This window comes from Arthrobacter sulfonylureivorans (genome assembly GCF_047607445.1).
Lineage (GTDB): Bacteria > Actinomycetota > Actinomycetes > Actinomycetales > Micrococcaceae > Crystallibacter > Crystallibacter sulfonylureivorans_A.
Genome location: NZ_JBLKRT010000019.1, coordinates 44,297 through 66,756, shown reverse-complemented (window position 1 = coordinate 66,756; position 22,460 = coordinate 44,297). Strand labels below are relative to the sequence as shown.

The window sequence follows — 22,460 nt, the reverse complement described above, 5'->3', positions numbered from 1 at the left end:
TGGATTCCATCATCCGCACCAAGGCGTAACAACGGCTCCGTCCGCCGGATCCGCTGCGGACGGCCGCGGCCGGGTCTGCCATACAAGCGACCTGCGTCCAGCACGCAGGATTGGGGGAATCGAGATGCAACGTGCAGTAAACGTTCCGCAGCATTTCCAAGTCCATCCCCGTCGCCGTGCCCGGCTGTGCACCGTTGCCGTGTGCGCGGCCCTGGTCGGCGGGCTTGCCGCATGCACGGAGGAACCGCGGTCGCCCGTAGTCGTGGAGGCCCCGCCGGACCCGGCGGTGGTGCGCGAGGTGGTGCAACCCAGCGGACTAACGCGGCATCTGGAGGCGTTGCAGGCGGCGGCGGATGCGAACGGCGGGAACCGGGCCGACGCCACCGGGGGCTACGAGGCTTCCGCGGAATACGTTGAGGAGCAGTTGCGCGAGGCGGGGTACGAGCCGCGGCGGCAGGAGTTCAGCTATGGCCGGCGCGACCCGGTGGACGCGTTCAACATCCTGGCCGACACCAACACCGGCGGCAGTTCCGGGAACGTGCTGGTGCTGGGCGCGCACCTGGACTCGGTCGAGGAAGGGCCCGGACTCAACGACAACGGCAGCGGCGTCGCGGCGGTGCTCGAGGTGGCGTTGCGGCTCGCGGAGCAGGGCGCGGTACCGCGGGACCGGATCCGGTTCGCGTTCTGGGGCGGAGAGGAGGACGGCATGCACGGCTCGGAACACTACGTCGAGGAACTCTCCGGCGCAGAGGCCGCAGCGCACGTGGCGTACCTGAACGTGGACGTGGTGGGCTCCCCGAACGGAGTGGTATTCGTCTACGACGGCGACGGCTCCGACCTCGACGGTTTCAACACCGAGGATTCAGACAGCGAGGCAGAGGCCGGGCCCGAGGGATCGGGCGCCGTCGAACAGGTCTTCCTGGACATCCTGCGCGGCGAGGGGATCGAGGCGCTGCCGTTCGGATTCATCGAGGATTCGGACTATGACGCATTCGTGCGCGGCGGGATTCCGGCCGGAGGGCTGTTCACCGGTGACGCGGGGACCAAGAGCGAGGCCGAGGCGCGCACTTTCGGCGGGCAGGCCGGGGAGCAATACGACGAGTGCTACCACGAGGCCTGCGACACCATCGACAACGTCGACATGACCGTGTTGGAGCAGATGACCGAAACGCTCATCAGCGCGACCGTCTCGCTCGGCGGCATCGAAGACGGCCTGGCGACGGGCACGGCAACCGAAGGCGCCGGCTAAGCCGCTGGCACCGCGCTCACTGCGGTGAAGCCCTGAAGGCAAAGCAAAGGCCCCGGTTTCCTTTGTTTACAAGGGAACCGGGGCCTTCTCAGTTGGCGGTGACGGTGGGATTTGAACCCACGTTGGCTGTTACACCAAACAACATTTCGAGTGTTGCACCTTCGGCCGCTCGGACACGTCACCAACGCGTCAACTTTACCCGTTGTTGGCCCTGAGCCCCAAAACGGCCCGACGGGAGGCCTGTGTCAGAGCTGGGAGTCGCCGCGGTGGCCCGCAAAGAAGCCGCGGAGCATGGCGGCCGACTCGTCGGCCCGGACCTCGGGGTAGACCTCAACCCAGTGGTTCAACCGTCGTTCCCGCAGGATGTCGAAGACGCTGCCGGCTGCCCCGGCTTTTTCATCCCAGGCTCCGAAGACCACCTGCGGGATCCGGGCCAGCACAATGGCGCCGGCGCACATGGCACATGGCTCCAGCGTCACCACCAAGGTGCAGTGGTCCAGCCGCCACGTGCCAAGCTTTCGAGCTGCCTCCCTGATGGCCACCATCTCGGCGTGGCCGGTGGGGTCGTGGAGCGCCTCCCGTTCGTTGCGTCCGGAACCCAGCCACTCGCCGTCGGGCCCGATCACTACGGCACCGATCGGCACATCGAGAGTGTCCAGCGCCAGGCGCGCCTGGTCCAGGGCAAGGCCCATCCAACGGTGGTGCTGCGGATCAATCGGGCCCATGCCACCATTCTGGCAGGCCCGATGTTTGTCCCTGCCAACCGGCTGCCGGTAGTTTTGTGGAATGCGCGTACTCGAAGTGGACCATCCTCTTGTTGCCCACAAACTCACCGTTCTCCGCGACAAGACCACTCCGTCGCCCGTCTTTCGCCAGCTCACTGAAGAACTGGTGACTCTGCTCGCCTACGAGGCCACCCGCGATGTCCGCACCGAGCCGGTGGAGATCGAGACTCCGGTAACCCTGACCGTCGGCACTGCCTTCACCAAGCCCACCCCGCTGGTGGTGCCGATCCTGCGCGCCGGTCTCGGCATGCTCGAGGGTATGACCAAGCTGGTGCCGACCGCCGAGGTCGGGTTCCTTGGCATGGCCCGCAACGAGGAAACCCTCGATGTGATCACCTACGCGGAGCGGCTGCCGGCCGACCTCACCGGACGCCAAGTGTTCGTGCTGGATCCAATGCTGGCCACCGGCGGCACGTTGCGCGAAGCCATCAAGTTCCTCTTCGCGCGGGGAGCCGCGGACGTAACCTGCATCTGCCTGCTCGCCGCGCCCGAAGGGTTGCAGGCGCTGCGGGATGAACTTGAAGACACCAATGTCTCGATCGTCGTGGCTTCCATCGACGAGCGGCTGAATGAAAAGGCGTACATCGTGCCTGGACTCGGCGACGCCGGCGACCGGCTCTACGGAGTGGCCGGCTGACTGAGGCCGACAGGCGCCCACCGGAGGAGCGCGACGGCTTCAAGCTCCGCCGCGCTCGTTCGGAACGAGAGGTGTGTCCACATTTTGGACGCCTTGCATTATTCCGCGATGTCAGGTTAGCCGCTGCCCCAGGGGCTTCAGCGCCCCATAGGTGAATATTTATGCGCTAAAGCGTGAAGCGATCGCTTTGCATTTATATTTATTCACGGTATTTGCTGTGATCCCTCGCACAAAAACATCGAATCGTCTCATTATCTGAGATAAGCAGGCTTATATTACTTGCACGTAAGCTTTGTTACGAGGAAACTCATGCTTGTGAACAACAACGCAACAGCATCTGCAGCCGCAGCCATCAGTTTCGGAGGGTCTCCCGGATCAATGACGGACTGTTGCCGAATGCAGGCCTAACTCCCCACCCCTCGAGTTATCCAGGCAATCCAACTGTCCAATGGCGGGCGCCAGAAACACATCCCGTGCGGGCATGCCATGCATTCGCGCCGTGATGACGGCCATTCACACATGAGGTTCTCAATGTCAGTTTCATCCGGATACGTCCACATCTCCGTCCGCAACGCACAGAACCGGGCGGCCGCCGCCCAGCGTCAGGCCGCCGGAGCGCACCAGCAGTTCGCCGGGCAACCGAACCACCAGGGGGAGCAGCCCTACCGCGTGCTGCGTGCGGTTCCGGGCCAGTACGACGCCGGTGCGGCCAACCCGACCACGGCACCGACCCCTGTGGTCACCCCCAATGGAATTCCCGGCCCGCAGGCAGTCTCTAATGACACTGTTGCCCGCGGCTTTGTTCTCTACGTTGGCCTCGACGAGGAAGCCGCCGCTGCCCAGGGGACCTCGCTGAGCAAGCTGGCAGCCCAGGTCCGTGCCTATGTGCAGTCGCTGGCCGCTGACGCCCAGACCCACGGGGCCGTGGCCCTTGCCCCGGCCGACGCGCCGGGCGAGAACATCGATGTGGTCCGTCAGGCCCTCGGCGACCCCACCGTCAGCCGTCGTCCGCGCACGCCGGCGGTGGAGATCCAGCGCCAGCCTCAGCAAGCCTCGCACGCCAGCCGGCCGAGCGGCGTGCTGATCGATCTGTCCCGTCGTGAAGTGCATCTGGACGGCGAGACGCTGAACCTCACGTTCAAGGAATTCGAGCTGCTCAACTACCTGGTGGAGAACGCCACCCGCACCGTGGGCCGCGAAGAGCTGCTCTCCGGGCTGTGGAAGAACGCCGAGGAAGTCCCGAACGAGCGCACCATCGACGTGCACATCCGCCGGCTTCGGTCGAAGCTGGGCCGCTTGGCCAACACCGTGCGCACCGTGCGGGGCCAGGGGTACCGGTTCTACGAGCACCCGGAAGTAGTTGTCTGGGCTGCGCCGGAGTACTCGATCTAGCGCTTTACTCGCCTTTCGCACCTCGGCCCCCGAATTCCTCGGGGGCCGAGGTGCTTTGCTGACTCTGCACCTCTACGCCGCTCCAGCAGGGTTATAGGCCGTATTTTTCTAGGAGGCGGAGCCAGACTTCGCTGATGGTGGGGTAGGAGGGGACGGCGTGCCAGAGGCGGTCCAGCGGGACTTGGCCGACGATGGCGATGGTGGCCGCGTGCAGCAGTTCGCCGACGCCGGGGCCAGCGAAGGTCATCCCCACGATCACCCTACGTTCCTCGTCCACCACCATCTGCGCCCAGCCCTGGTAGCCGTCGGCGTAGAGCGAGGACCCGGCGACGGCAATCGGCAGCTCGGTGGTCGAGACGCCTAGTCCGCGTTCCCTGGCTTGGGCTTCGGTCAGGCCGACGAAGGCGACCTCCGGATCGGTGAAAACCACCGAGGGCACCGCCGCGTCGTCGGCCGTGCTGGCATAGCGACTCCACGGTTCCGGTTCACCGTCCAACTCGCCGGCTGCCCGGGCGGCGATCGCCTCTCCGGTGGCGCGGGCCTGGTATTTGCCCTGGTGGGTCAGTTGGGCCTTGCCGGCCGCATCGCCCACCGCGTACAGCCAGCCGCCGTCCGCTCCGGCAACGCGCCCGCTGGCGTCAACATCGAGATGCTTCGGGTCCAGACCCAGCCCCTCGAGGCCGAGCCCGGACAGGGCCGGGTGCCGTCCGCTGGAAACCAGAAGTTTGGCTCCCGTGACGGTGTCTGCCGCCCCTGTCTCCCCGTCCGAACCCGCCGCGGTCAACGTGAGGGTGACGCCGCCGTCGTGCGCATCCGCACGGGAAGTGGCGGTGTGCAAGCGGACCCGCACTCCGTCGCGGCGCAGCCCGGCTTCCACCAGCCGCCGGGCCGGTTCAGGGAACTTTGCCAGCAAATCCCCGCGAGCCACCAGCGTGACGTCGGTGCCCAGCCGGGCGTAGGCCTGGGCCAACTCGCAGCCGGAGACGCCGCCACCCAGCACCAGCAGGCTCTCCGGAACCTCGCGGGCAGAAGTGGCCTCGCGGGTTCCCCAGAACTCGATCCTGTCCAAACCATCGACCCGCGGCACCGTCGGCTCGGACCCAGTCGCCAGCACGACGGCATGGCGCGCTGCGATGCGCGTCTGCGCCCCGTCGTCGTCCGTGACCGTTACCTCGCGCGGACCGCTGATCTCGGCGGTGCCGCGCAGCAGTTCGATGCCGGCCCCGTCCACCCACTTCACCTGCGAGGAGTCGTCCCAATGGGAGGTGAACGAGTCCCGGCGGGCCAGCACCGCATCTGTGTCCAAGCTGCCGGTCACGGCCTGGGCGGCGCCCTGGACGCTCCGCGCGGCCTGCAGCACCGTCCCGGGACGCAGCAGCGCCTTGGATGGCATGCAGGCCCAGTAGGAGCATTCGCCGCCCACCAGTTCCGCTTCCACCAGAATGGTCTTGAGCCCTCCGTTGGCGGTGCGCTCCGCCGCGTTCTCGCCGACCGCGCCGGCACCAATCACCACAACGTCCGCTTCGAGTGTTTGCTCAGGCATGTGCCGAGCCTTGCACCGCGGCGTGGCCGTGGCAAGGGGGCTACTACACTCGTGGTGTGAACGACCACCACCTGAAGAAGCTCATGATCATGCGCCACGCCAAGGCCGCGTGGCCGTTGGGGGTGGAGGACCATGAACGGCCGCTGGCCAAGCGCGGGCACGACGAGGCGCCGCTGATCGGACGTTGGATGGTGGAACACGACTCGATCCCCGATTTCATCCTGTGCTCCTCGGCGCTGCGCACCCGGCAGACCTGCACCTGGGTGTGCAACGAGCTGGGGGAGAAGGCGCCGACGCCGATGCTCTCCGACGAGCTGTACGACTCACCAGGGGTGCGAGTGCTGTCCGAGATCAACCAACTGCCCGACACCATCACCTCGCTGCTGGTGGTGGCGCACATGCCGGCGGTGCAGGATCTCGCGATGCGGCTAGCCTCGGTGGACTCTGACGAGGAGGCCGTGATGGACATGGCCACCCATTACCCGACGTCCGGCCTCACGGTGCTCCAGCACGCCAAGAGCTGGGCCGAACTGGACGGACGCGACGCCGCGGTCACCAACTTCGTGGTGCTGCGCTGACCCATTGCGCCGCGCAGGGGGCCTAGCGCGGTATGCCCGCGCCGCCGGCATGCCGGCAACGCGCCAGGGCGGAGGCTGCCTGGTGACGCTGGGGCTTTAGCGGCAGTTAGACGTGGATGCGGTGCAGCTTGTCCGGGTTCCGGACCAGGAAAATCTCCCGGACCAAGCCGCCGTCGATCCTGAAGCTTGCCACGGTATCCACCGCACCGTCGGGGTCGACGGCGACGAGTGCCGGCAGCCCATTGACTTCGGCCACGTGCAGCTGGAAGGGGGTGTCGGGCTTGCTGGTGACGCCGAGCAGGAAGCGCAGCACCTTCTCCACGCCCAGGATGGGCCGCAGTGCCGCGGACTTCTGTCCGCCGCCGTCGCTGGTGAGGGTGACGTCGGGGGCCAGCAGGCCCAGCAGCGGCTCGACCACTCCGGTGGTGGCTGCCTGCAGGAACTGCTCGGTAATCCGCTTGTGCAGCGCCGGATCCACTTGGTTCCTGGCCTGCCGGCTGGCCACATGGGCACGGGCGCGGGAGATCAGCTGCCGCACCGCGGCCGGGGAGCGGTCCAGTGTGCGGGCGATTTCCGGCGCCGGATATCCGAAGACTTCGCTCAGGATGTAGGCAGCGCGCTCCAGCGGGGACAGTTGTTCAAGGACCACCAGCATGGCCAGCGAGACATCATCGGCCAGCACGGCGGCTTCGTCTGGTGCAGGGGCTGCCGTCGCGCCCGGCAGGCCGCTGACTGGTTCAGGCAGCCACGGGCCCACGTACTCCTCCCGGCGCCGCTGTTGCGTGCGGATCTGGTTCAGCGCCAGGTTGGTCACCGTGCGCAGCAGGTAGGCGTGCGGCTCCCGGATCTCCTCGAGGGGTACCTCGGCAAAGCGCAGCCAGGCCTCCTGGACTACGTCCTCGGCGTCCGCCGCGCTGCCCAGCAACCGGTAGGCCGCGCCAAAAAGCAGCCCCCGGTACTGCTGGAACATGTCAAGGTTCGACTCCGTCGTCGTCATTTCAGCCTCCAATGCTGCACGTCTCCTTGAATCCCTGGCTGGTCAGCCCCATGGCGGCATTCACCCTTGAACGCTGGTTCTCCACGCCAATCAGGTAGGTCAGTTCGGCCAGTTGTGCCGGGCTCAGGTTTTGCCTCAGCCTATCCACAAGTTCATCTGTAACGGCCGGTGGCGTGGCCGTCATCGCTTCGGCAAATTCGAGAACATCACGTTCCGCTTCGCTGTACACGGTGGCTGTGCGCCACTGGGGGACAGCCCGAAGCTTGGCCGGATCAACGCCTTGATGGTGGTACTCCCAGTAGCCAAAATCCATGCACCAGCTGCACCCGATGGTGGCGGAGGCGCCCATCACCGCCAGCGCACTCAGCGTGGGCGGGACGGACCGGAACTTGCCCACGGCGGTTTCGTGCCGTAGCCAGGCAAACAGCACCCTGGGGTTGTGCATCATGGCCAGGCCGGGATCCAGCACCTTGCCGTACTTGCGCTTGCTGTAGCCGGTCATGATCCGCAGGAACAGGCTGGGCACGTGATCTAGCGGGATGCGTGCCAAGTGGTCCTCCTAGACTCGGGTTATAGGCCAGAAACGTGTGTCTGGTGGTGCCTGCTTCGTTGTGTTGCCGGGGCTAAATCCGGTTCCGCATACTCCGGGTCCTTTATTCGTGGAGGGTGCTTGATTCTTCGGACGAATGTGCTCTCTGCGGCGGGACGCTTAAACGCAATGGCAAAACAGCTGCCGGTTCGCCCAGATGGCGGTGCAAGGCATGCGGTGCCAGCACGTCTGAACGCCGGCGCAGGCCCGACGTTTCCCAACGGCACGATCTGGAGGCATTCCTGCGCTGGCTGCTGGGCAAGGACTCCCAAGCCCGAGCCGACGGCACCGCCACCGGGCGGACCCTGCGCCGCCGCGTCGCGTGGTGCTGGAACGTGGTTCCGCAGATCCCCGCTACCGGCCAGATCCATGACGAGGTCCAGCTCGACGGGATCTACCTCTCCGGCGGCTGGTGCTGCCTGATCGCGATCGCCGGCGAACACGTGATCGGCTGGCAGTGGTGCGATACCGAGAAGGCCGCAGCCTGGACCGCGCTGCTGGAAAGGTTTCCCGCCCCGCGGGCCGTGGTCGTCGACGGCGGTTCCGGCCTCGCGTCGGCGCTCAAGCGGACCTGGCCCGAAACGAAGGTCCAGCGCTGCCTGGTGCATGTCCAGCGCAACGTCCGCGTGCTGCTCACGCTGCGCCCGCGAACCAAGGCAGGACGACAGCTGCGAACCCTTTCGCTGACACTGACCAGAATCGCGACCCGGGACGAGGCACTGGCCTGGCTGAACGCCCTGAACGCCTGGCACAACCTTCACAAGGACCTCCTGGCCGAACGCACCTACCGCGGAACAGGTCCAGTACCCAAACACGCCGCACCGAACCAAACCTGGTGGTACACGCACCACCGGCTCCGCCGCGCCTACCAACTGATGGCCCGCTGCGTCCGCCAGGAAGTGCTCTTCACCTATCTGCACCCGGACCTGGCCGGCCTTCAGATCGCCTCCACCACCAACCGGATCGAGGGCGGCATCAACACCGGAATCCGCTACCTGCTGCGCAACCACCGCGGCCTGCCGGCAGAACGCCGCAAACGCGCCGTCGAATGGTATCTCTACCAACGCAGCGAGAACCCCCAACCGCCCTGGACACTGATACGGCCCGAACACCACCAACCCGCCACAACGACCGTCAAACGAGTCGAAGACGAGCCACTCGGACCAGCCGAACTCGGTACCACTGCCACCGCCGAGGAAGGCCTCTGGGCACGCTCAGGATGGGCCGGCAGAACCTGACACGCCCGGGCCAGACACACGTTTTTGGCCTATAAGCCCTAGACTCTGCCCCGGAAGTGGGGTTGCCAGGGAGACACCGCAGAGGTGGCGGAGTGTGACATTGGAGGAAGTGGGCATAAAAAATGCGGCCCGGTCGGTGACCGGGCCGCATCTGTTGGTGCGCCCAGAGGGATTCGAACCCCCGGCCTTCTGTTCCGTAGACAGACGCTCTATCCAGCTGAGCTATGGGCGCTTGGCCTCGCGGCCGGATACAACTGTAGCGTGTTTATCGGGCGGTCGCCAAATCGAGGGACCGATGCCCCGCTTGGCCCCGGAATTCCGGGCATTCTCGGCCCCTTGGGCTGGTCAAGCCCACTGCGGCGCCATGTGAACTAGACCGGTCTATATGACCTTAATCACATATTTGATCGCCGTCACAACCAAAAACCCCGGAATCGCGGGCCTTATCCTATTCGTCCCCGCCGAGGCCGGTTGGCGGACCCCCGACTGGTCTAGCCGGTGGCCCATAGCATCAGTACACACCACTGGCCCAAGAAAGGGATGAGTCATGGGCGATACAACGCGTCAGCCGGTTCTTGAGGAAACACTTGGGGACGCCCCAACTACACATGCAAAGCTTCTGGCCTGGGTGGCCGAAGTTTCCGAGCTGACGCAGCCCGACTCTGTGTATTGGGTGGACGGCTCCGAAGCGGAATACGCACGCCTGACCGACCAGTTGGTCGAGGCCGGAACGCTGCAGCGGCTGAACCCTGAGCTGTTCCCGAACTCGTTCGTCGGTTCGTCCGACCCGAAGGACGTGGCCCGCGTTGAAGAGCGGACCTTCATCTGCTCCGAGAAGGAAGCGGATGCCGGATTCACCAACAACTGGATGGACCCCGCCGAGATGAAGGCGATCCTGCGGGAACGCTTCGCCGGAAGCATGCGCGGGCGCACCATGTATGTGATCCCGTTCGTCATGGGTCCCCTGGATGCCGAGCAGCCGCAGTACGGCGTCGAAATCACTGACTCCGCCTACGTGGTCGCTTCGATGCGCATCATGGCCCGGATCGGAACCGACGTGCTGCGCAAGATGGAAGCCGAGGATGCCTTCTTCGTCCCCGCGCTGCATTCCGTCGGTGCCCCGTTGGAGCCCGGCGAGGCCGACGTCGTGTGGCCCTGCAACGAAGAGAAGTGGATCGTGCACTTCCCGGAAGAGCGTTCCATCTGGTCCTACGGCTCCGGCTACGGCGGAAACGCGCTGCTGGGCAAGAAGTGCTACGCCCTGCGCATCGCCTCGGTGATCGCCCGTGACGAAGGCTGGCTGGCCGAGCACATGCTCATCCTCAAGCTCACCAGTCCGGAAGGCAAGGCCTACAACGTTGCCGCAGCCTTCCCCTCCGCTTGCGGCAAGACCAACCTGGCGCTGCTGGATCCCACCATCGAAGGCTGGAAGGCCGAGACCCTGGGCGATGACATCAACTGGATGCGCATCGGCAAGGAGGGTGAGCTGCGCGGCGTGAACCCGGAGTACGGGCTGTTCGGCGTCGCGCCGGGAACCGGCTGGGGCACCAACCCGAACGCCATGCGCGCCATCGCCAAGGGCAACTCCATCTTCACCAACGTCGCATTGACCGACGACGGCGGTGTCTGGTGGGAGGGCATGACCGAGGAAGTGCCTGCTCACCTGACCGACTGGCAGGGCAATGACTGGACGCCGGACTCCGGCCGTCCCGCCGCCCATCCGAACTCGCGCTTCTGCACCCCGATCTCGCAGATCGACATGCTGGCCCAGGAGTACTACAGCCCGGACGGTGTGGAAATCCACGCCATCCTCTTCGGCGGTCGCCGCAAGACCACCATCCCGCTGGTCACCCAGGCCCGCTCCTGGACCAACGGCATCTTCATGGGTTCCACGCTGTCCTCGGAAACCACCGCTGCCGCGGCCGGTGCCGTGGGAGTGGTCCGCCGCGACCCGATGGCGATGCTTCCCTTCATCGGCTACAACGCCGGCGACTACCTCAAGCACTGGGGCACCATCGAGGGCAAGGCCAACCCGGAGCGCCTGCCCAAGGTCTTCCTTGTCAACTGGTTCCGCCGCACGGCCGACGGCGGCTTCGCCTGGCCGGGCTTCGGCGAGAACTCCCGCGTGCTCAAGTGGGCCATCGAGCGTATCGAGGGCACCGCGGACGCGAAGGAGACTCCGATTGGTTACATCCCGACCGGAGAGTCGATCGACCTGACCGGCCTGGACATGACTCCGGAGCAGGTGGAAGAAGCCGTCAAGGTGGATCCCCGGGAGTGGAAGGAAGAGCTCAAGGGCATCGAGGAGTGGTACGCCCGCTTCGGCGACGCACTGCCCGATGAGCTGGCTGCCGAACTGAAGCAGCTGCAGGCCCGCTTCGCCTGATCGGATCAGTCCGGGCCGCCACCATGGGCCCAAAAACGGGTGAGACCCGGCGCCGTTGCGCCGGGTCTCACCCGTTTTACCGTCCTGGACCTTGGGATCGGATCAACAGCCGCAGCACCGAGTCCGTGGAGCCGCTGGTCTAGACCGGTGACTCCACGGGCCAGCGGGATTAGTTGGCCGAGGCCAGCCAGAGGTCCGGACCGAAGACCTCGTAATGGACCTTGCTGGCCGGAATGCCGGCGTCGATCGCCTGGCTGCGGATCGACTTCATGAACGGCAACGGGCCGCAGACGTAGACCGATGCATCCGCCGGCAGTTCCACATCCTGCAGGGTCATGAAGCCGGCGTTGAAGCCTTCGGTCGGCTCTTCCAGCCAGAGCTGGAGGTTGGCGCCGTCCAGCTTCTCGACGTCCTCGGTCATCTGCTCGCGCAGGGCCCAGGCATCCAGGCTCTTCTCTGCATGCAGCACGATCACTTCGCGATCCGATCCCTGGCTGGCCAAGAGCCGCAGCGCGGAGGCGGACGGCGTGCAGCCGATGCCCGCGGTGGCGAAGACCAGCGGCCCCTCGCCGTCGTCCAAGGTGACGTCTCCGTAGGGGTTGGACAGCTCCAGCACGTCGCCCACCTGCACGTCGTTATGCAGGACCGGGGACACCTCGCCGCCGTCGTCGCGCTTGGTGGTGAAGACGCGGCGGGTGGTGGATTCGACGTCGGAGCTGAGCGAGTACTGCCTGACCTGGCGCAGCCCGTCCGCCAAAGTGACCTTGACCGAGACGAACTGGCCCGGGACGGCAACGGTGGCCGGGGTGTCGTCGGCCGGTTCCAGCACAAAGGTCATGCAGCCGATGCCGGCCGGGGTCTTCTCCACCACCTTCCACGGGGTCCACATCTTGTCATTGGCCTGCCGCGCGTAGAGGCCCTTCTCCAGCTTGATCAGGGCATCGGCCATCAGCCAATAGACCTCGGTCCACGCTTCGGCGATTTCCGCCGTGATCACGTCGGCCAACTCTTCGGCAATCGCCTCGAAGAGGTACTTGTAAACGATCTGGTACTGGTCCTCGGTGATGCCCAATGAGGTGTGCTTGTTGGCAATGCGGCTGAGCATCTGCTCCGGCACCAAGTCCGGGTTGGCGACCAGCGCGGAGGCGAAAGCGGCAATCGAGCCTGCCAGGGCCTTCTGCTGCTCGCCGTTGCGCTGGTTCGCGCGGCTGAACAACCCGTCCAGCAGCTCCGGATGAGCGGCAAACATCCGCGAGTAGAAGTTGGGGGTGATGCTCCCGAGCCGCTCGCCGACGAGGGGCAGGGTGGCTTCGATGATGGGGCGGGATTTTTCCGAGAGCATTGCTACTCCTTGCTGGAAGTGATCGTTACGAGATCAAAGTAGCACCGCAAATACTGGTTTAAATCCAAGTTTCTACGTGCTGTAGAAAAGATCGGCGGAATGGTGCGGATCAGGCCGGACGACGGGTGAGCAACGTCACAAACACCGGCTCCATTTGTGACTCGTGCGGCAGTGAGGAGACCACAACGGTGTCCAGTTCGCGGTAAAAAGCCTCGCGTGCACGGCGCAGGGCCCCGCGCAGTCCGCAGTTGTTGTTCATCGGGCAATCACCGTTGGGCGACTCGCAATCCACCAGGTCTTCGCGGGCATCCAGAGTGCGCAGCACGCTGCCCACTGTGACTGCCCGGCCGGCAGGGCTGATCCGCACGCCGCCGGACCGGCCGCGGACCGCTTCGATGAGTCCGAGCCCGCGCAGCTTCAGCACCGCCTTGCTGACATGGTTGTAGGGCGTCCCCACCCCGTCGGCAATGGCCTGGGTGGTCATCAATTCTCCGTCCGGGGCTGCCGAGAGCAGCATCAGCGCCCGCAGGCACACATCGGAGAACGCATTGATACGCATGCTTGCCATATTAGCCGCCCGCTCTTGACAAAAGCTGCGGCTGTGCCTTCAATCACCCAGTGCGGCGCAGCCCCGAGCCGTCGGGCCCACCCCGACGACGGGGAAACGGCGGCCCTGCTCAGCCCTCCGCCGGGCCGGCTTCTTCCACGGCATCGGGCCAGACCAGGCGTTCCTGCGGGTCCACGAAGGGGTCCGGGTAGCTCCACTTGCCATCGTCGTCGTGATGATAGGGCTGGATGGCGGAGACGGCGACGCCGGTAGAGTGCTCCACGGCAATCTGGATCGCGTCGGCGTCCTCTTCGGGCAGGAAGATGTCGCTGATCACGGCGACGGCGCGGAAGTCGCCGCGTTCCTGCCGCAACGTGGTGTACAGATCCTCGATCATGCCGTCCACGTTGACCTCGGCTGCCTCCGCATCCAGATCATCCGGAGAAACCACCACCAGGCGCAGTCCGCCGTCGTGCGTGGTGACCAGCGCTGCCGGCAGGAACGCCCCGTGGTCGGCCAACTGCTCCTGTGCTACGCCCAGTCCGGTGCCGAACAGCGTGTCGATGTCGGCCAGTACCTCGGCGGGTAGGCCGTCGCGCCAGGACGCACTCATGCTGCTTCCCGGACCCGGGCCAGCACATGTTCACGGAGCGTGGTGAGCAGCGCCGGGCTGGTGGCTTCGGCGTTCAAGCGCAGGAACGGTTCCGTGTTGGAGGGCCGCAGGTTGAACCACCAGGATCCGTCGTCGGCAATGACGGTGGTGCCGTCCAAGCGGTCCACACTCACACCGGTTCCCGCGTAGGCAGCAGGGCAGTTTGCGGCGGTGGCGGCGGTCCCGCCGGCGGCCGGGTCGCCGGCCAGAGCGGGCGCGAAGTCGGCCAGCACTCGGGCGACGGCGGCGTCCTTGTCCTCGACCTGCGAGTTCAGTTCCCCGGTGGCGTGGTAGGGATCGTACTCGGCGGCCAGCTCGGACAACGGCGCCTGCTGTTCACCGAGCGCGGCCAGTACATGCATGGCGGCGAGCATGCCGGTGTCGGCGTTGTAGAAGTCGCGGAAGTAGTAGTGCGCCGAGTGTTCGCCGCCGAATACTGCCTTTTCCTCCGCCATGTGCGCCTTGATGAACGAGTGGCCCACCCGGGTGCGCACGGCCCGGCCGCCGGCGGCTGCAATGGCTTCGGGCACGGCGCGCGAGGTGATCAGGTTGTGGATCACGGCCGGGTGTTCTTCGCCGGCGGCCCGGGCACGGGCGATTTCCCGGCGCGCGACCAGCGCGGTGATGGCCGAGGGGGAGACCACGGCCCCGGTGTTATCAATCACAAAGCAGCGGTCGGCGTCGCCGTCGAAGGCCAGGCCGATGTCGGCCCCGTGTTCCCGGACAGCGGCCTGCAGGTCCACCAGGTTCTCCGGTTCCAGCGGGTTGGCCGGATGGTTGGGGAAGGTGCCGTCCAGCTCGAAGTACAGCGGCACAATCTGCAGCGGCAGCGCCGGCAGGAGGCTGTCGCCGAGCACCGCGGGAGTGGTCATTCCGGCCATGCCGTTGCCGGCGTCGACCACCACTTTCAGCGGCCGGATGCCGGTGAGGTCCACCAGCGAACGCAGGTACCCGGCGTAGCCGGAGAGCACGTTGGTTTCGGTGATGGTTCCCGTTTCGGTGCCGTCCGGAATGCCGGTCTCAAGGTATTTCTGCGCACGGTCGCGGATGTCGAACATGCCGGTGTCGGAAGAGACCGGCACGGCGCCGGGCTTGGCCATCTTCATGCCGTTGTACTGGGCCGGGTTGTGGCTGGCGGTGAACACCACTCCGGCGGCGTCGAGGGATCCGCAGGCATAGTAGAGCTCGTCGGTGGAAATCAGTCCCAGCATCACGATGTTGGCACCCCGGCCGGCCGCGCCGTGCGCGAACGCGGCGGCGAACTCCGGCGAGGATGGCCGCATGTCCCCGCCCACCAGCACCGTCTGCCCGGCCAGGGATAGCACGTCCACGAAGGCGGCTCCGGTCGCCTCGACAGTAGCGGCGGTAATGGTCTCGCCCACGATCCCGCGGACGTCGTAGGCCTTGAAGGACAGGCCAAGATCTATGCTGCTCACCTCACCAGCTTATAAGGGGCACCTGTGGAAAAGGGACAGGTTGTCAGCTGCGGCTGGAATACTGGGCAGCATGGCTGAGCGGACCGACGGGACATTGAACACTGCGACGAACACCGCGACGGCGGAGATCGCCACAATGGAAACGGCGGCGGCCGGGCCGGACGGCGGGGCCCTGCGCCAAGAGGCTACGGCGCTGCTGCGGGCCCTGGTGGGCAATGACGCGGCGGAGTTCCACGAGGGCCAGTTCGAGGCCGTCGAGGCGCTCGTCTCCGGCGGCCGCCGGGCACTGGTGGTGCAACGTACCGGCTGGGGCAAGTCGGCGGTCTACTTTGTGGCGAGCCTGCTGCTGCGCCGCCGGGGAGCCGGTCCCACGTTGATCGTCTCGCCGCTGCTCGCGCTGATGCGCGACCAGGTGGCCGCTGCCGAACGCGCCGGCGTGCGGGCGGCCGCCATCAACTCGGCCAACCAGCTGGAATGGGGGCAGATCCAGGAGCAGCTGGCCGCCAACACGGTGGATGTGCTGCTGGTGTCGCCCGAGCGGCTGAACAATCCGCGCTTCCGGGACGAGCAGCTGCCGCAGCTGGTGGGCAGCTCCGGACTGTTGGTGATCGACGAGGCCCACTGCATCTCCGACTGGGGCCACGATTTCCGCCCCGACTACCGCCGGATCCGGGACTTGATCGGACAGCTCCCGGACCGGGTGCCGGTGCTGGCCACCACAGCCACCGCCAACTCCCGCGTGGTCCATGACATCGAAGAGCAGCTCGGCCTGCATGCCACCGCGGAGCACGACGGCGGGGTGCTCACCATCCGGGGGCCGCTCGCCCGCGCCTCGCTGCGGTTGGGAGTGCTTCGGCTGGCCAGAGCGCGTGCCCGGCTCGGCTGGCTGCTCACCCACCTGAACGACCTGCCCGGCAGCGGGATCATCTACGCGCTCACGGTCTCCGCGGCCGAGGATACGGCACGGCTGCTGCGTGAGGCCGGCCATGAGGTGGCCGCCTACACCGGCCGCACCGATTCAGCCGAGCGGGAACAGGCGGAAGCGGCGCTGAAGGAGAACCGGGTCAAGGCGCTGGTGGCCACCAGCGCGCTCGGCATGGGATTCGACAAACCGGACCTGGGCTTCGTGGTCCATCTGGGGGCGCCAAGCTCCCCGGTGGCTTACTACCAGCAGGTGGGACGCGCCGGGCGCGGCACCCCGAACGCTGACGTACTGCTGCTGCCCGGCACCGAGGACCGGGATATCTGGGAGTACTTCGCCACCGCATCGATGCCCAACGAGGGGACCGCCACCGCCGTGCTCCGCGAACTAGCCGCTCCCGGCACGGTGCTGTCCACGGCGGCGCTGGAGACGCTGGTCAACCTGAAGCGCTCGCCGCTGGAGCTGCTGCTGAAGGTCCTGTCCGTGGACGGCGCGGTCCGCAAGGTCAGCGGCGGCTGGGAGGGAACCGGCCAACCGTGGGTCTACGACGTGGAGCGCTACGGTCGCATTGCGCAGGCCCGGGTGGCGGAACAGAACGCCATGCTGGACTACGAGAATACTTCCGGTTGCCGGATGGAGTTCCTGGCCAGCGCGTTGGACGATCCGGCCGCAGCGCCGTGCGGTCGCTGCGACAACTGTGCCGGACCCTGGTACTCAGACAGCATCGCAGCCGAAGCCACCGAAAGCGCCGGCGCCGCCTTGCAGCGGGCCGGCGTCGAGCTGGAGCCCCGGGCCATGTGGCCCAGCGGAATGGACAAGCTGGGCGTGCCGGTCAAGGGCAAGATTCCGCCGGCCGAGGCCAACGGCAGCGGGCGGGCGCTGGCACGCCTGACCGATCTGGGCTGGGGCGGTCAACTGCGGGAGGTCTTTGGCACCGATGCTCCGGACCGTGAGGTACCTGCCGGCATGCTGAAAGCCTGCGTGCAGGTCCTGGCCCAGTGGGGTTGGGCCCAGCGTCCGGTGGCCATCGTCAACGTGCCGTCGCGGAGCCGGCCGCTGCTAGTGCGGTCACTCGCCCGGGGGCTCTCGGACATCGGCCAGCTGCCGTACCTCGGCGAACTCGCTGTCCCGCACGGCGGCCCCCGCAGCGGCCCCGGCGGCAACAGCGCCTTCCGGCTGGCCGATGTCTGGGACCAGTTCCAGGTTCCCGATGGCGGGGAAGCCTGGCTGGCGCAGAACCGGGGCCCCGTGCTGCTGGTCGATGATCTCGCCGACAGCCGCTGGACGCTGACCGTGGCGGGCCGCACACTGCGTCTGGCCGGGGCGGAATCCGTGCTGCCCTTCGCGCTCGCGCTCAAGGGCTGAGTTGCTCCCTGGGCCGCTCGGCGGGCGTACGCTCACGGGCTGAGCCGCGACCTCCCCGGGCACGTTGACGGTTGGCTGTGCCGGGGCCACAATCGCATTGTCAACGCGGACGAGATGCCGCGGGCCTAGGTGAAGGGGCACGGCTGCCTGGCCCGGCGGGTCCCGAACGTTCGAGGCCGCTGGCGCTGGTCGGATGGGCGGCGGTTCCTAGCATCAGGGGAGGTCGCCGAGCGTGGCCGAAAAGAAAATCGAGCACCCGACCGTCGAGGAGCGCGCTTCCCGCGGCAAGGAATGCCGCCAGCAGACGCCCGTCGCCAGCCACACCGGCTGGATTCCTGCCTCCGACCGGGCCGACCCGATAGCACTCCTCGAGAAACAGAACCAGACCAGGGAACAGGACCTGGTGCCGGTGCGGCACGGTCGGATGCTGGTCTCACCGTTCGCGTTTTACCGCGGCGCGGCCAAGATCATGGCCGCCGACCTGAAGGACACACCGCGGGCCGGCCTCCAGTCCCAACTGTGCGGGGACGCCCACCTGTCCAACTTCGGTGTGTTTGCCTCGCCCGAGCGGAACTTGCTGTTCGACTTGAACGACTTTGACGAGACGCTTCCGGGGCCGTTCGAGTACGACGTCAAACGCATGTCCGCGAGCTTCACCATCGCGGCCCGGAACAACGCTTTCACTAAGGAGGAAACACGCGACGTGACGCTCACCGCGGTTCGCGCTTACCGCGAGGCGATGGCACAGTTCGCGCAGATGCGGAAGCTGGACATTTGGTACGCCCGCCTGTCCGAGGAGGAGCTGGTGGAAGCCATCGACCTGGCCGTGGCATCGCAAAAGGGCAAGGCCCTCAAGAAGGCAGCCAAGCGGATGGGGAAGACGGCGCGGCAGAGCCTCGAAAAGGCCCACGCCCGAGACAGCCTGCATGCACTCTCCAAGCTCGCCGAGCGGGTGGACGGCAGCTATCGGATTGTCAGCCAGCCGCCCATTGTCATTCCGGCCCGCGAGCTGGCCGATGCGTATGGCATGTCAGGCGATGAGGTTGCGCACCTGATTCGTGAACAATTCCGGTCCTACCGGGCCACGCTGCAGGACGACCGGCGGTACCTCCTTGAACAATTCGAAGTTATCGACGTCGCCCGCAAGGTCGTGGGCGTTGGCAGCGTCGGTACGCGGGCCTACATCGCCTTGCTGCAGGGACGTGATCAACAGGATCCATTGTTTCTCCAGGTCAAGGAGGCCACGCGGTCCGTGCTCGAGGACCACTTGCCGAAGAGCAAGTTCCGGCAGCCCGGCGAGCGGGTGGTGCAGGGGCAGCGGATGATGCAGGCCGCGAGCGACATTTTCCTGGGCTGGACCAAGGGCGTGCAGGACAACCGGTACCTGTATTGGCGCCAGCTGCGGGATATGAAGGGCTCGGCCGTGGTGGAGGTGATGAAGCCGCGCGGCTTGACCTTCTATGCCAGCGCCTGCGGCTGGACCCTGGCCCGTGCGCACGCCCGATCAGGTGACCCGATCGCGATCGCCGCGTATCTGGGCAAGGGCACCAAATTCGACGTCTCCATCGCGGATTTCTCCGAGCGTTACGCGGACCAGAACGAGAAGGACTACCAGGCTTTTACCGAGGCGGTGCGGACCGGCCGGCTCGAAGCAATCGAAGGCGTCTGAGCAGTCCCGTCGCCGGCGCGGATGTGAGGTTGGGACCCACGTGTGGTTCGGGCCGTGCATGTTGTCCCCGCCACTTCCAATGTATCCCGCAGCAGGGGGCTTGCGGCAAGGCCCCGGTCGTGCCCCAAACTGGCTCGGACAAGCGTACAGGTGCACGGAGAAACGCGGAAAGGCGGTGGCTGCGATGGCCGACGTGATCATTGCCGGAGGCGGCCCGACCGGGATGATGCTGGCCGCTGAACTCACCCTGGCCGGGGTGGAAGCGGCGATTGTGGAGCGCCGTGTGACACCCGAACTGGTCGGCTCACGTGCGGGCGGATTCCACTCACGCACCATCGAGATTCTGGACCAGCGCGGGGTCGCCGATCGGTTCCTCGCCGAGGGCCAGCGAGTCCAGGCCGCATTCTTCGGGACCACGAAGCTGGACATGAGCGACTTTCCTACCCGGCACCCTTACACGCTGGGCCTCTGGCAGAACCATATCGAGCGGATCCTGGCCGGCTGGATTGAGGAACTGGGCGTGCCGGTCCATCGAGGACTTGAGGTAGCGGGCTTCGTCCAGGACCACAGCGGCGTCGACGTGCGGCTCGCCGATGGTGGCCGGTTACCGGCGCAGTACCTGGTCGGCGCCGACGGCGGACGCAGCGCTGTCCGGAAGGCAGCCGGTATCGATTTCCCCGGCTGGGACGCGACGCGGAGCAGCCTGATCGCGGAAGTGGAAGTGACTGAGGAGACGCCGGCCGGTGCCCGCATCGACGAGGTGGGGATTCACGGGCTGCACTCGATGGAGGACGGGCGAACCACGCGTGTGATCGTGACCGAGAGGCAACTTGGCCCTGCGACCGAACCCACCCTCGCCGACCTCGGCAAAGCCTTGACCGAAGTCTATGACACTGACTTTGGGATCCACAACCCGAGATGGATTTCGCGGTTCACCGATGTCACGCGGCAGGCCGCCTCCTACCGCAGCGGCCGGGTGCTGCTGGCCGGAGACGCCGCGCATATCCACGCTCCGTCCGGTGGGCAGGGAATCGGGCTTGGCATCCAGGACGCCGTCAACCTTGGCTGGAAACTCGCCCAGGTGGTCAAGGGCCTGGCCCCGGACAGTTTGCTGGACACGTACCACGCCGAGCGGCACCCCGCCGGGGCCCGGGCGTTGAAGCACACGATGGCGCAGTCGCTCATGCAGCGGGCCGATCCGCGGATCGGCGCGTTGGCCGACACGGTGGCCGAACTGTTGACCATTGAGCAGGCAAGGAAACAGGTGGCCGGGCTCATTTCCGGCCTGGACGTGCAATACGACCTCGGCGACGGGCACCCGCTGCTCGGGCGCCGGATGCCCGACCTCGACCTCGTCACGGCCAACGGCCCGCTGCGCGTGTTCACGCTCCTGCAAGAGGCGCGGCCGGTACTGCTCAACCTTCGCGCGCCGGGCAGTATCGGGTTGGGACCGTGGGCGGGACGGGTGCAGTTAGTGGACGCCGCGTACGACGGCGGGTGGGAGCTTCCCGTGATTGGTCCGGTCAGCGCTCCCGAGGCCGTCCTCATCCGGCCCGACGGGCATGTGGCGTGGACCGGAGACGGGGCGCAGTCTGGGCTGCAGGACGCGCTGGCCTGCTGGTTTGGGGGTTATAGGCCAGAAACGTGTGTCTGGTGGTGCCTGCTTCGTTGTGTTGCCGGGGCTAAATCCGGTTCCGCATACTCCGGGTCCTTTATTCGTGGAGGGTGCTTGATTCTTCGGACGAATGTGCTCTCTGCGGCGGGACGCTTAAACGCAATGGCAAAACAGCTGCCGGTTCGCCCAGATGGCGGTGCAAGGCATGCGGTGCCAGCACGTCTGAACGCCGGCGCAGGCCCGACGTTTCCCAACGGCACGATCTGGAGGCATTCCTGCGCTGGCTGCTGGGCAAGGACTCCCAAGCCCGAGCCGACGGCACCGCCACCGGGCGGACCCTGCGCCGCCGCGTCGCGTGGTGCTGGAACGTGGTTCCGCAGATCCCCGCTACCGGCCAGATCCATGACGAGGTCCAGCTCGACGGGATCTACCTCTCCGGCGGCTGGTGCTGCCTGATCGCGATCGCCGGCGAACACGTGATCGGCTGGCAGTGGTGCGATACCGAGAAGGCCGCAGCCTGGACCGCGCTGCTGGAAAGGTTTCCCGCCCCGCGGGCCGTGGTCGTCGACGGCGGTTCCGGCCTCGCGTCGGCGCTCAAGCGGACCTGGCCCGAAACGAAGGTCCAGCGCTGCCTGGTGCATGTCCAGCGCAACGTCCGCGTGCTGCTCACGCTGCGCCCGCGAACCAAGGCAGGACGACAGCTGCGAACCCTTTCGCTGACACTGACCAGAATCGCGACCCGGGACGAGGCACTGGCCTGGCTGAACGCCCTGAACGCCTGGCACAACCTTCACAAGGACCTCCTGGCCGAACGCACCTACCGCGGAACAGGTCCAGTACCCAAACACGCCGCACCGAACCAAACCTGGTGGTACACGCACCACCGGCTCCGCCGCGCCTACCAACTGATGGCCCGCTGCGTCCGCCAGGAAGTGCTCTTCACCTATCTGCACCCGGACCTGGCCGGCCTTCAGATCGCCTCCACCACCAACCGGATCGAGGGCGGCATCAACACCGGAATCCGCTACCTGCTGCGCAACCACCGCGGCCTGCCGGCAGAACGCCGCAAACGCGCCGTCGAATGGTATCTCTACCAACGCAGCGAGAACCCCCAACCGCCCTGGACACTGATACGGCCCGAACACCACCAACCCGCCACAACGACCGTCAAACGAGTCGAAGACGAGCCACTCGGACCAGCCGAACTCGGTACCACTGCCACCGCCGAGGAAGGCCTCTGGGCACGCTCAGGATGGGCCGGCAGAACCTGACACGCCCGGGCCAGACACACGTTTTTGGCCTATAAGCCTGGTTTGGTCCCGCAGCGGTAACAGCCGGAGACGCAAAAACTCCCCCGGTTTCCCGGGGGAGTTGACGCGGAGACGGGGGGATTTGAACCCCCGGTCGAGTTTAACCCCGACCCTTCATTAGCAGTGAAGTCCATTCGGCCGCTCTGGCACGTCTCCAAACGCTATTGCTAGCCACACAAGACTACCCAGAACCGAGGGTCAAGAGCAA

The 22,460-nt window shown here is 66.5% G+C and carries 17 protein-coding genes, 3 tRNA genes and 1 pseudogene; 10 read left to right on the top strand and 11 right to left on the bottom strand.

Annotated features, from left to right (window positions below; genetic code table 11):
* Window positions 1–124: 124 nt before the first annotated feature.
* Window positions 125–1,249 carry a M20/M25/M40 family metallo-hydrolase gene (locus ACMX2H_RS10835; RefSeq protein WP_414960496.1) on the top strand — a complete coding sequence of 375 codons (1,125 nt, stop codon included), beginning with the start codon at window positions 125–127 and terminating at the stop codon, window positions 1,247–1,249.
* Window positions 1,250–1,342: 93 nt separating this feature from the next.
* Here ACMX2H_RS10835 and ACMX2H_RS10830 read toward each other — a convergent pair.
* Together ACMX2H_RS10830 and ACMX2H_RS10825 are read right to left on the bottom strand one after the other, a co-directional pair.
* Window positions 1,343–1,432 (bottom strand) — tRNA-Ser (locus ACMX2H_RS10830).
* Window positions 1,433–1,494: 62 nt separating this feature from the next.
* The gene (locus ACMX2H_RS10825; protein ID WP_414960495.1) at window positions 1,495–1,974 is read right to left on the bottom strand and encodes a nucleoside deaminase; all 480 of its coding nucleotides are present in this window, start codon (window positions 1,972–1,974) and stop codon (window positions 1,495–1,497) included.
* A 61-nt stretch (window positions 1,975–2,035) separates the two neighbouring features.
* On the opposite strand from ACMX2H_RS10825, the gene upp reads away from it, so the two are divergent.
* On the top strand, window positions 2,036–2,671 hold the full coding sequence (gene upp, locus ACMX2H_RS10820; protein ID WP_414960494.1) for a uracil phosphoribosyltransferase: 636 nt from the start codon (window positions 2,036–2,038) through the stop codon (window positions 2,669–2,671).
* 531 nt (window positions 2,672–3,202) lie between these two features.
* Window positions 3,203–4,063 carry a winged helix-turn-helix domain-containing protein gene (locus tag ACMX2H_RS10815; RefSeq protein ID WP_136787191.1) on the top strand — a complete coding sequence of 287 codons (861 nt, stop codon included), beginning with the start codon at window positions 3,203–3,205 and terminating at the stop codon, window positions 4,061–4,063.
* A gap of 91 nt (window positions 4,064–4,154) precedes the next feature.
* On the opposite strand, the gene ACMX2H_RS10810 is transcribed toward ACMX2H_RS10815, so the two are convergent.
* Entirely contained in the window at window positions 4,155–5,606 is a 1,452-nt protein-coding gene (locus ACMX2H_RS10810; protein WP_414960493.1) for a dihydrolipoyl dehydrogenase family protein, read from the bottom strand.
* 56 nt (window positions 5,607–5,662) lie between these two features.
* On the opposite strand from ACMX2H_RS10810, the gene ACMX2H_RS10805 reads away from it, so the two are divergent.
* On the top strand, window positions 5,663–6,184 hold the full coding sequence (locus ACMX2H_RS10805; RefSeq protein ID WP_414960492.1) for a SixA phosphatase family protein: 522 nt from the start codon (window positions 5,663–5,665) through the stop codon (window positions 6,182–6,184).
* Window positions 6,185–6,290: 106 nt separating this feature from the next.
* On the opposite strand, the gene ACMX2H_RS10800 is transcribed toward ACMX2H_RS10805, so the two are convergent.
* Window positions 6,291–7,181, bottom strand: coding sequence for an RNA polymerase sigma-70 factor (locus ACMX2H_RS10800; protein WP_414960491.1), 891 nt, complete (start codon window positions 7,179–7,181; stop codon window positions 6,291–6,293).
* Between the two features lies 1 nt (window position 7,182).
* Complete coding sequence (locus ACMX2H_RS10795) at window positions 7,183–7,731, bottom strand: carboxymuconolactone decarboxylase family protein (RefSeq protein WP_414960490.1); 549 nt, start codon at window positions 7,729–7,731, stop codon at window positions 7,183–7,185.
* A gap of 89 nt (window positions 7,732–7,820) precedes the next feature.
* On the opposite strand from ACMX2H_RS10795, the gene ACMX2H_RS10790 reads away from it, so the two are divergent.
* Entirely contained in the window at window positions 7,821–9,008 is a 1,188-nt protein-coding gene (locus ACMX2H_RS10790; RefSeq protein ID WP_414960511.1) for an IS1249 family transposase, read from the top strand.
* 155 nt (window positions 9,009–9,163) lie between these two features.
* On the opposite strand, the gene ACMX2H_RS10785 is transcribed toward ACMX2H_RS10790, so the two are convergent.
* Window positions 9,164–9,240: transfer RNA gene (locus ACMX2H_RS10785), tRNA-Arg, on the bottom strand.
* Window positions 9,241–9,555: 315 nt separating this feature from the next.
* Between ACMX2H_RS10785 and ACMX2H_RS10780 the strand changes: the two genes are divergently transcribed.
* Complete coding sequence (locus ACMX2H_RS10780) at window positions 9,556–11,394, top strand: phosphoenolpyruvate carboxykinase (GTP) (protein ID WP_414960489.1); 1,839 nt, start codon at window positions 9,556–9,558, stop codon at window positions 11,392–11,394.
* A 169-nt stretch (window positions 11,395–11,563) separates the two neighbouring features.
* Here ACMX2H_RS10780 and ACMX2H_RS10775 read toward each other — a convergent pair whose 3' ends face one another.
* From ACMX2H_RS10775 to ACMX2H_RS10760, 4 genes are all read right to left on the bottom strand, one after another.
* Window positions 11,564–12,736: a globin domain-containing protein gene (locus ACMX2H_RS10775; protein WP_414960488.1), complete on the bottom strand. Its 1,173-nt coding sequence runs from the start codon at window positions 12,734–12,736 to the stop codon at window positions 11,564–11,566.
* A 109-nt stretch (window positions 12,737–12,845) separates the two neighbouring features.
* Window positions 12,846–13,295 (bottom strand): RrF2 family transcriptional regulator, encoded by a 450-nt coding sequence (locus ACMX2H_RS10770; RefSeq protein WP_414960487.1) that lies wholly within the window; start codon window positions 13,293–13,295, stop codon window positions 12,846–12,848.
* Window positions 13,296–13,413: 118 nt separating this feature from the next.
* Window positions 13,414–13,896: a hypothetical protein gene (locus tag ACMX2H_RS10765; protein WP_414960486.1), complete on the bottom strand. Its 483-nt coding sequence runs from the start codon at window positions 13,894–13,896 to the stop codon at window positions 13,414–13,416.
* Entirely contained in the window at window positions 13,893–15,371 is a 1,479-nt protein-coding gene (locus tag ACMX2H_RS10760) for a phosphohexomutase domain-containing protein (RefSeq protein WP_414960485.1), read from the bottom strand. Before ACMX2H_RS10760 ends, ACMX2H_RS10765 begins: the two co-directional genes overlap by 4 nt.
* Window positions 15,372–15,441: 70 nt before the next feature.
* Here ACMX2H_RS10760 and ACMX2H_RS10755 point away from each other — a divergent pair, with 70 nt between their 5' ends.
* The 4 genes and pseudogenes from ACMX2H_RS10755 to ACMX2H_RS10740 all read left to right on the top strand — a co-directional run bounded on the left by ACMX2H_RS10755 (window position 15,442) and on the right by ACMX2H_RS10740 (window position 22,213).
* Window positions 15,442–17,658: a RecQ family ATP-dependent DNA helicase gene (locus tag ACMX2H_RS10755; RefSeq protein WP_414960484.1), complete on the top strand. Its 2,217-nt coding sequence runs from the start codon at window positions 15,442–15,444 to the stop codon at window positions 17,656–17,658.
* Window positions 17,659–17,890: 232 nt separating this feature from the next.
* Window positions 17,891–19,327, top strand: a complete 1,437-nt coding sequence (locus ACMX2H_RS10750; RefSeq protein WP_414960483.1) for a DUF2252 domain-containing protein — start codon at window positions 17,891–17,893, stop codon at window positions 19,325–19,327.
* A 58-nt stretch (window positions 19,328–19,385) separates the two neighbouring features.
* A pseudogene (locus ACMX2H_RS10745) lies at window positions 19,386–20,945 on the top strand (FAD-dependent monooxygenase); the annotation flags it as partial.
* A gap of 80 nt (window positions 20,946–21,025) precedes the next feature.
* On the top strand, window positions 21,026–22,213 hold the full coding sequence (locus ACMX2H_RS10740; protein WP_414960511.1) for an IS1249 family transposase: 1,188 nt from the start codon (window positions 21,026–21,028) through the stop codon (window positions 22,211–22,213).
* A gap of 106 nt (window positions 22,214–22,319) precedes the next feature.
* Here the strand turns inward: ACMX2H_RS10740 and ACMX2H_RS10735 are convergent.
* A tRNA-Ser gene (locus ACMX2H_RS10735) sits at window positions 22,320–22,408 on the bottom strand.
* Window positions 22,409–22,460: the final 52 nt, after the last annotated feature.

Excerpts from the sequence above, each read along its gene's own strand:
- ACMX2H_RS10775 (WP_414960488.1), bottom strand. The coding sequence starts at position 12,736 with ATGCTCTCGGAAAAATCCCGCCCCATCATCGAAGCCACCCTGCCCCTC.
- ACMX2H_RS10815 (WP_136787191.1), top strand. The coding sequence starts at position 3,203 with ATGTCAGTTTCATCCGGATACGTCCACATCTCCGTCCGCAACGCACAG.
- ACMX2H_RS10800 (WP_414960491.1), bottom strand. The coding sequence starts at position 7,181 with ATGACGACGACGGAGTCGAACCTTGACATGTTCCAGCAGTACCGGGGG.
- upp (WP_414960494.1), top strand. The coding sequence starts at position 2,036 with ATGCGCGTACTCGAAGTGGACCATCCTCTTGTTGCCCACAAACTCACC.
- ACMX2H_RS10765 (WP_414960486.1), bottom strand. The coding sequence starts at position 13,896 with ATGAGTGCGTCCTGGCGCGACGGCCTACCCGCCGAGGTACTGGCCGAC.
- ACMX2H_RS10825 (WP_414960495.1), bottom strand. The coding sequence starts at position 1,974 with ATGGGCCCGATTGATCCGCAGCACCACCGTTGGATGGGCCTTGCCCTG.
- ACMX2H_RS10755 (WP_414960484.1), top strand. The coding sequence starts at position 15,442 with ATGGCTGAGCGGACCGACGGGACATTGAACACTGCGACGAACACCGCG.
- ACMX2H_RS10770 (WP_414960487.1), bottom strand. The coding sequence starts at position 13,295 with ATGCGTATCAATGCGTTCTCCGATGTGTGCCTGCGGGCGCTGATGCTG.
- ACMX2H_RS10810 (WP_414960493.1), bottom strand. The coding sequence starts at position 5,606 with ATGCCTGAGCAAACACTCGAAGCGGACGTTGTGGTGATTGGTGCCGGC.
- ACMX2H_RS10835 (WP_414960496.1), top strand. The coding sequence starts at position 125 with ATGCAACGTGCAGTAAACGTTCCGCAGCATTTCCAAGTCCATCCCCGT.
- ACMX2H_RS10780 (WP_414960489.1), top strand. The coding sequence starts at position 9,556 with ATGGGCGATACAACGCGTCAGCCGGTTCTTGAGGAAACACTTGGGGAC.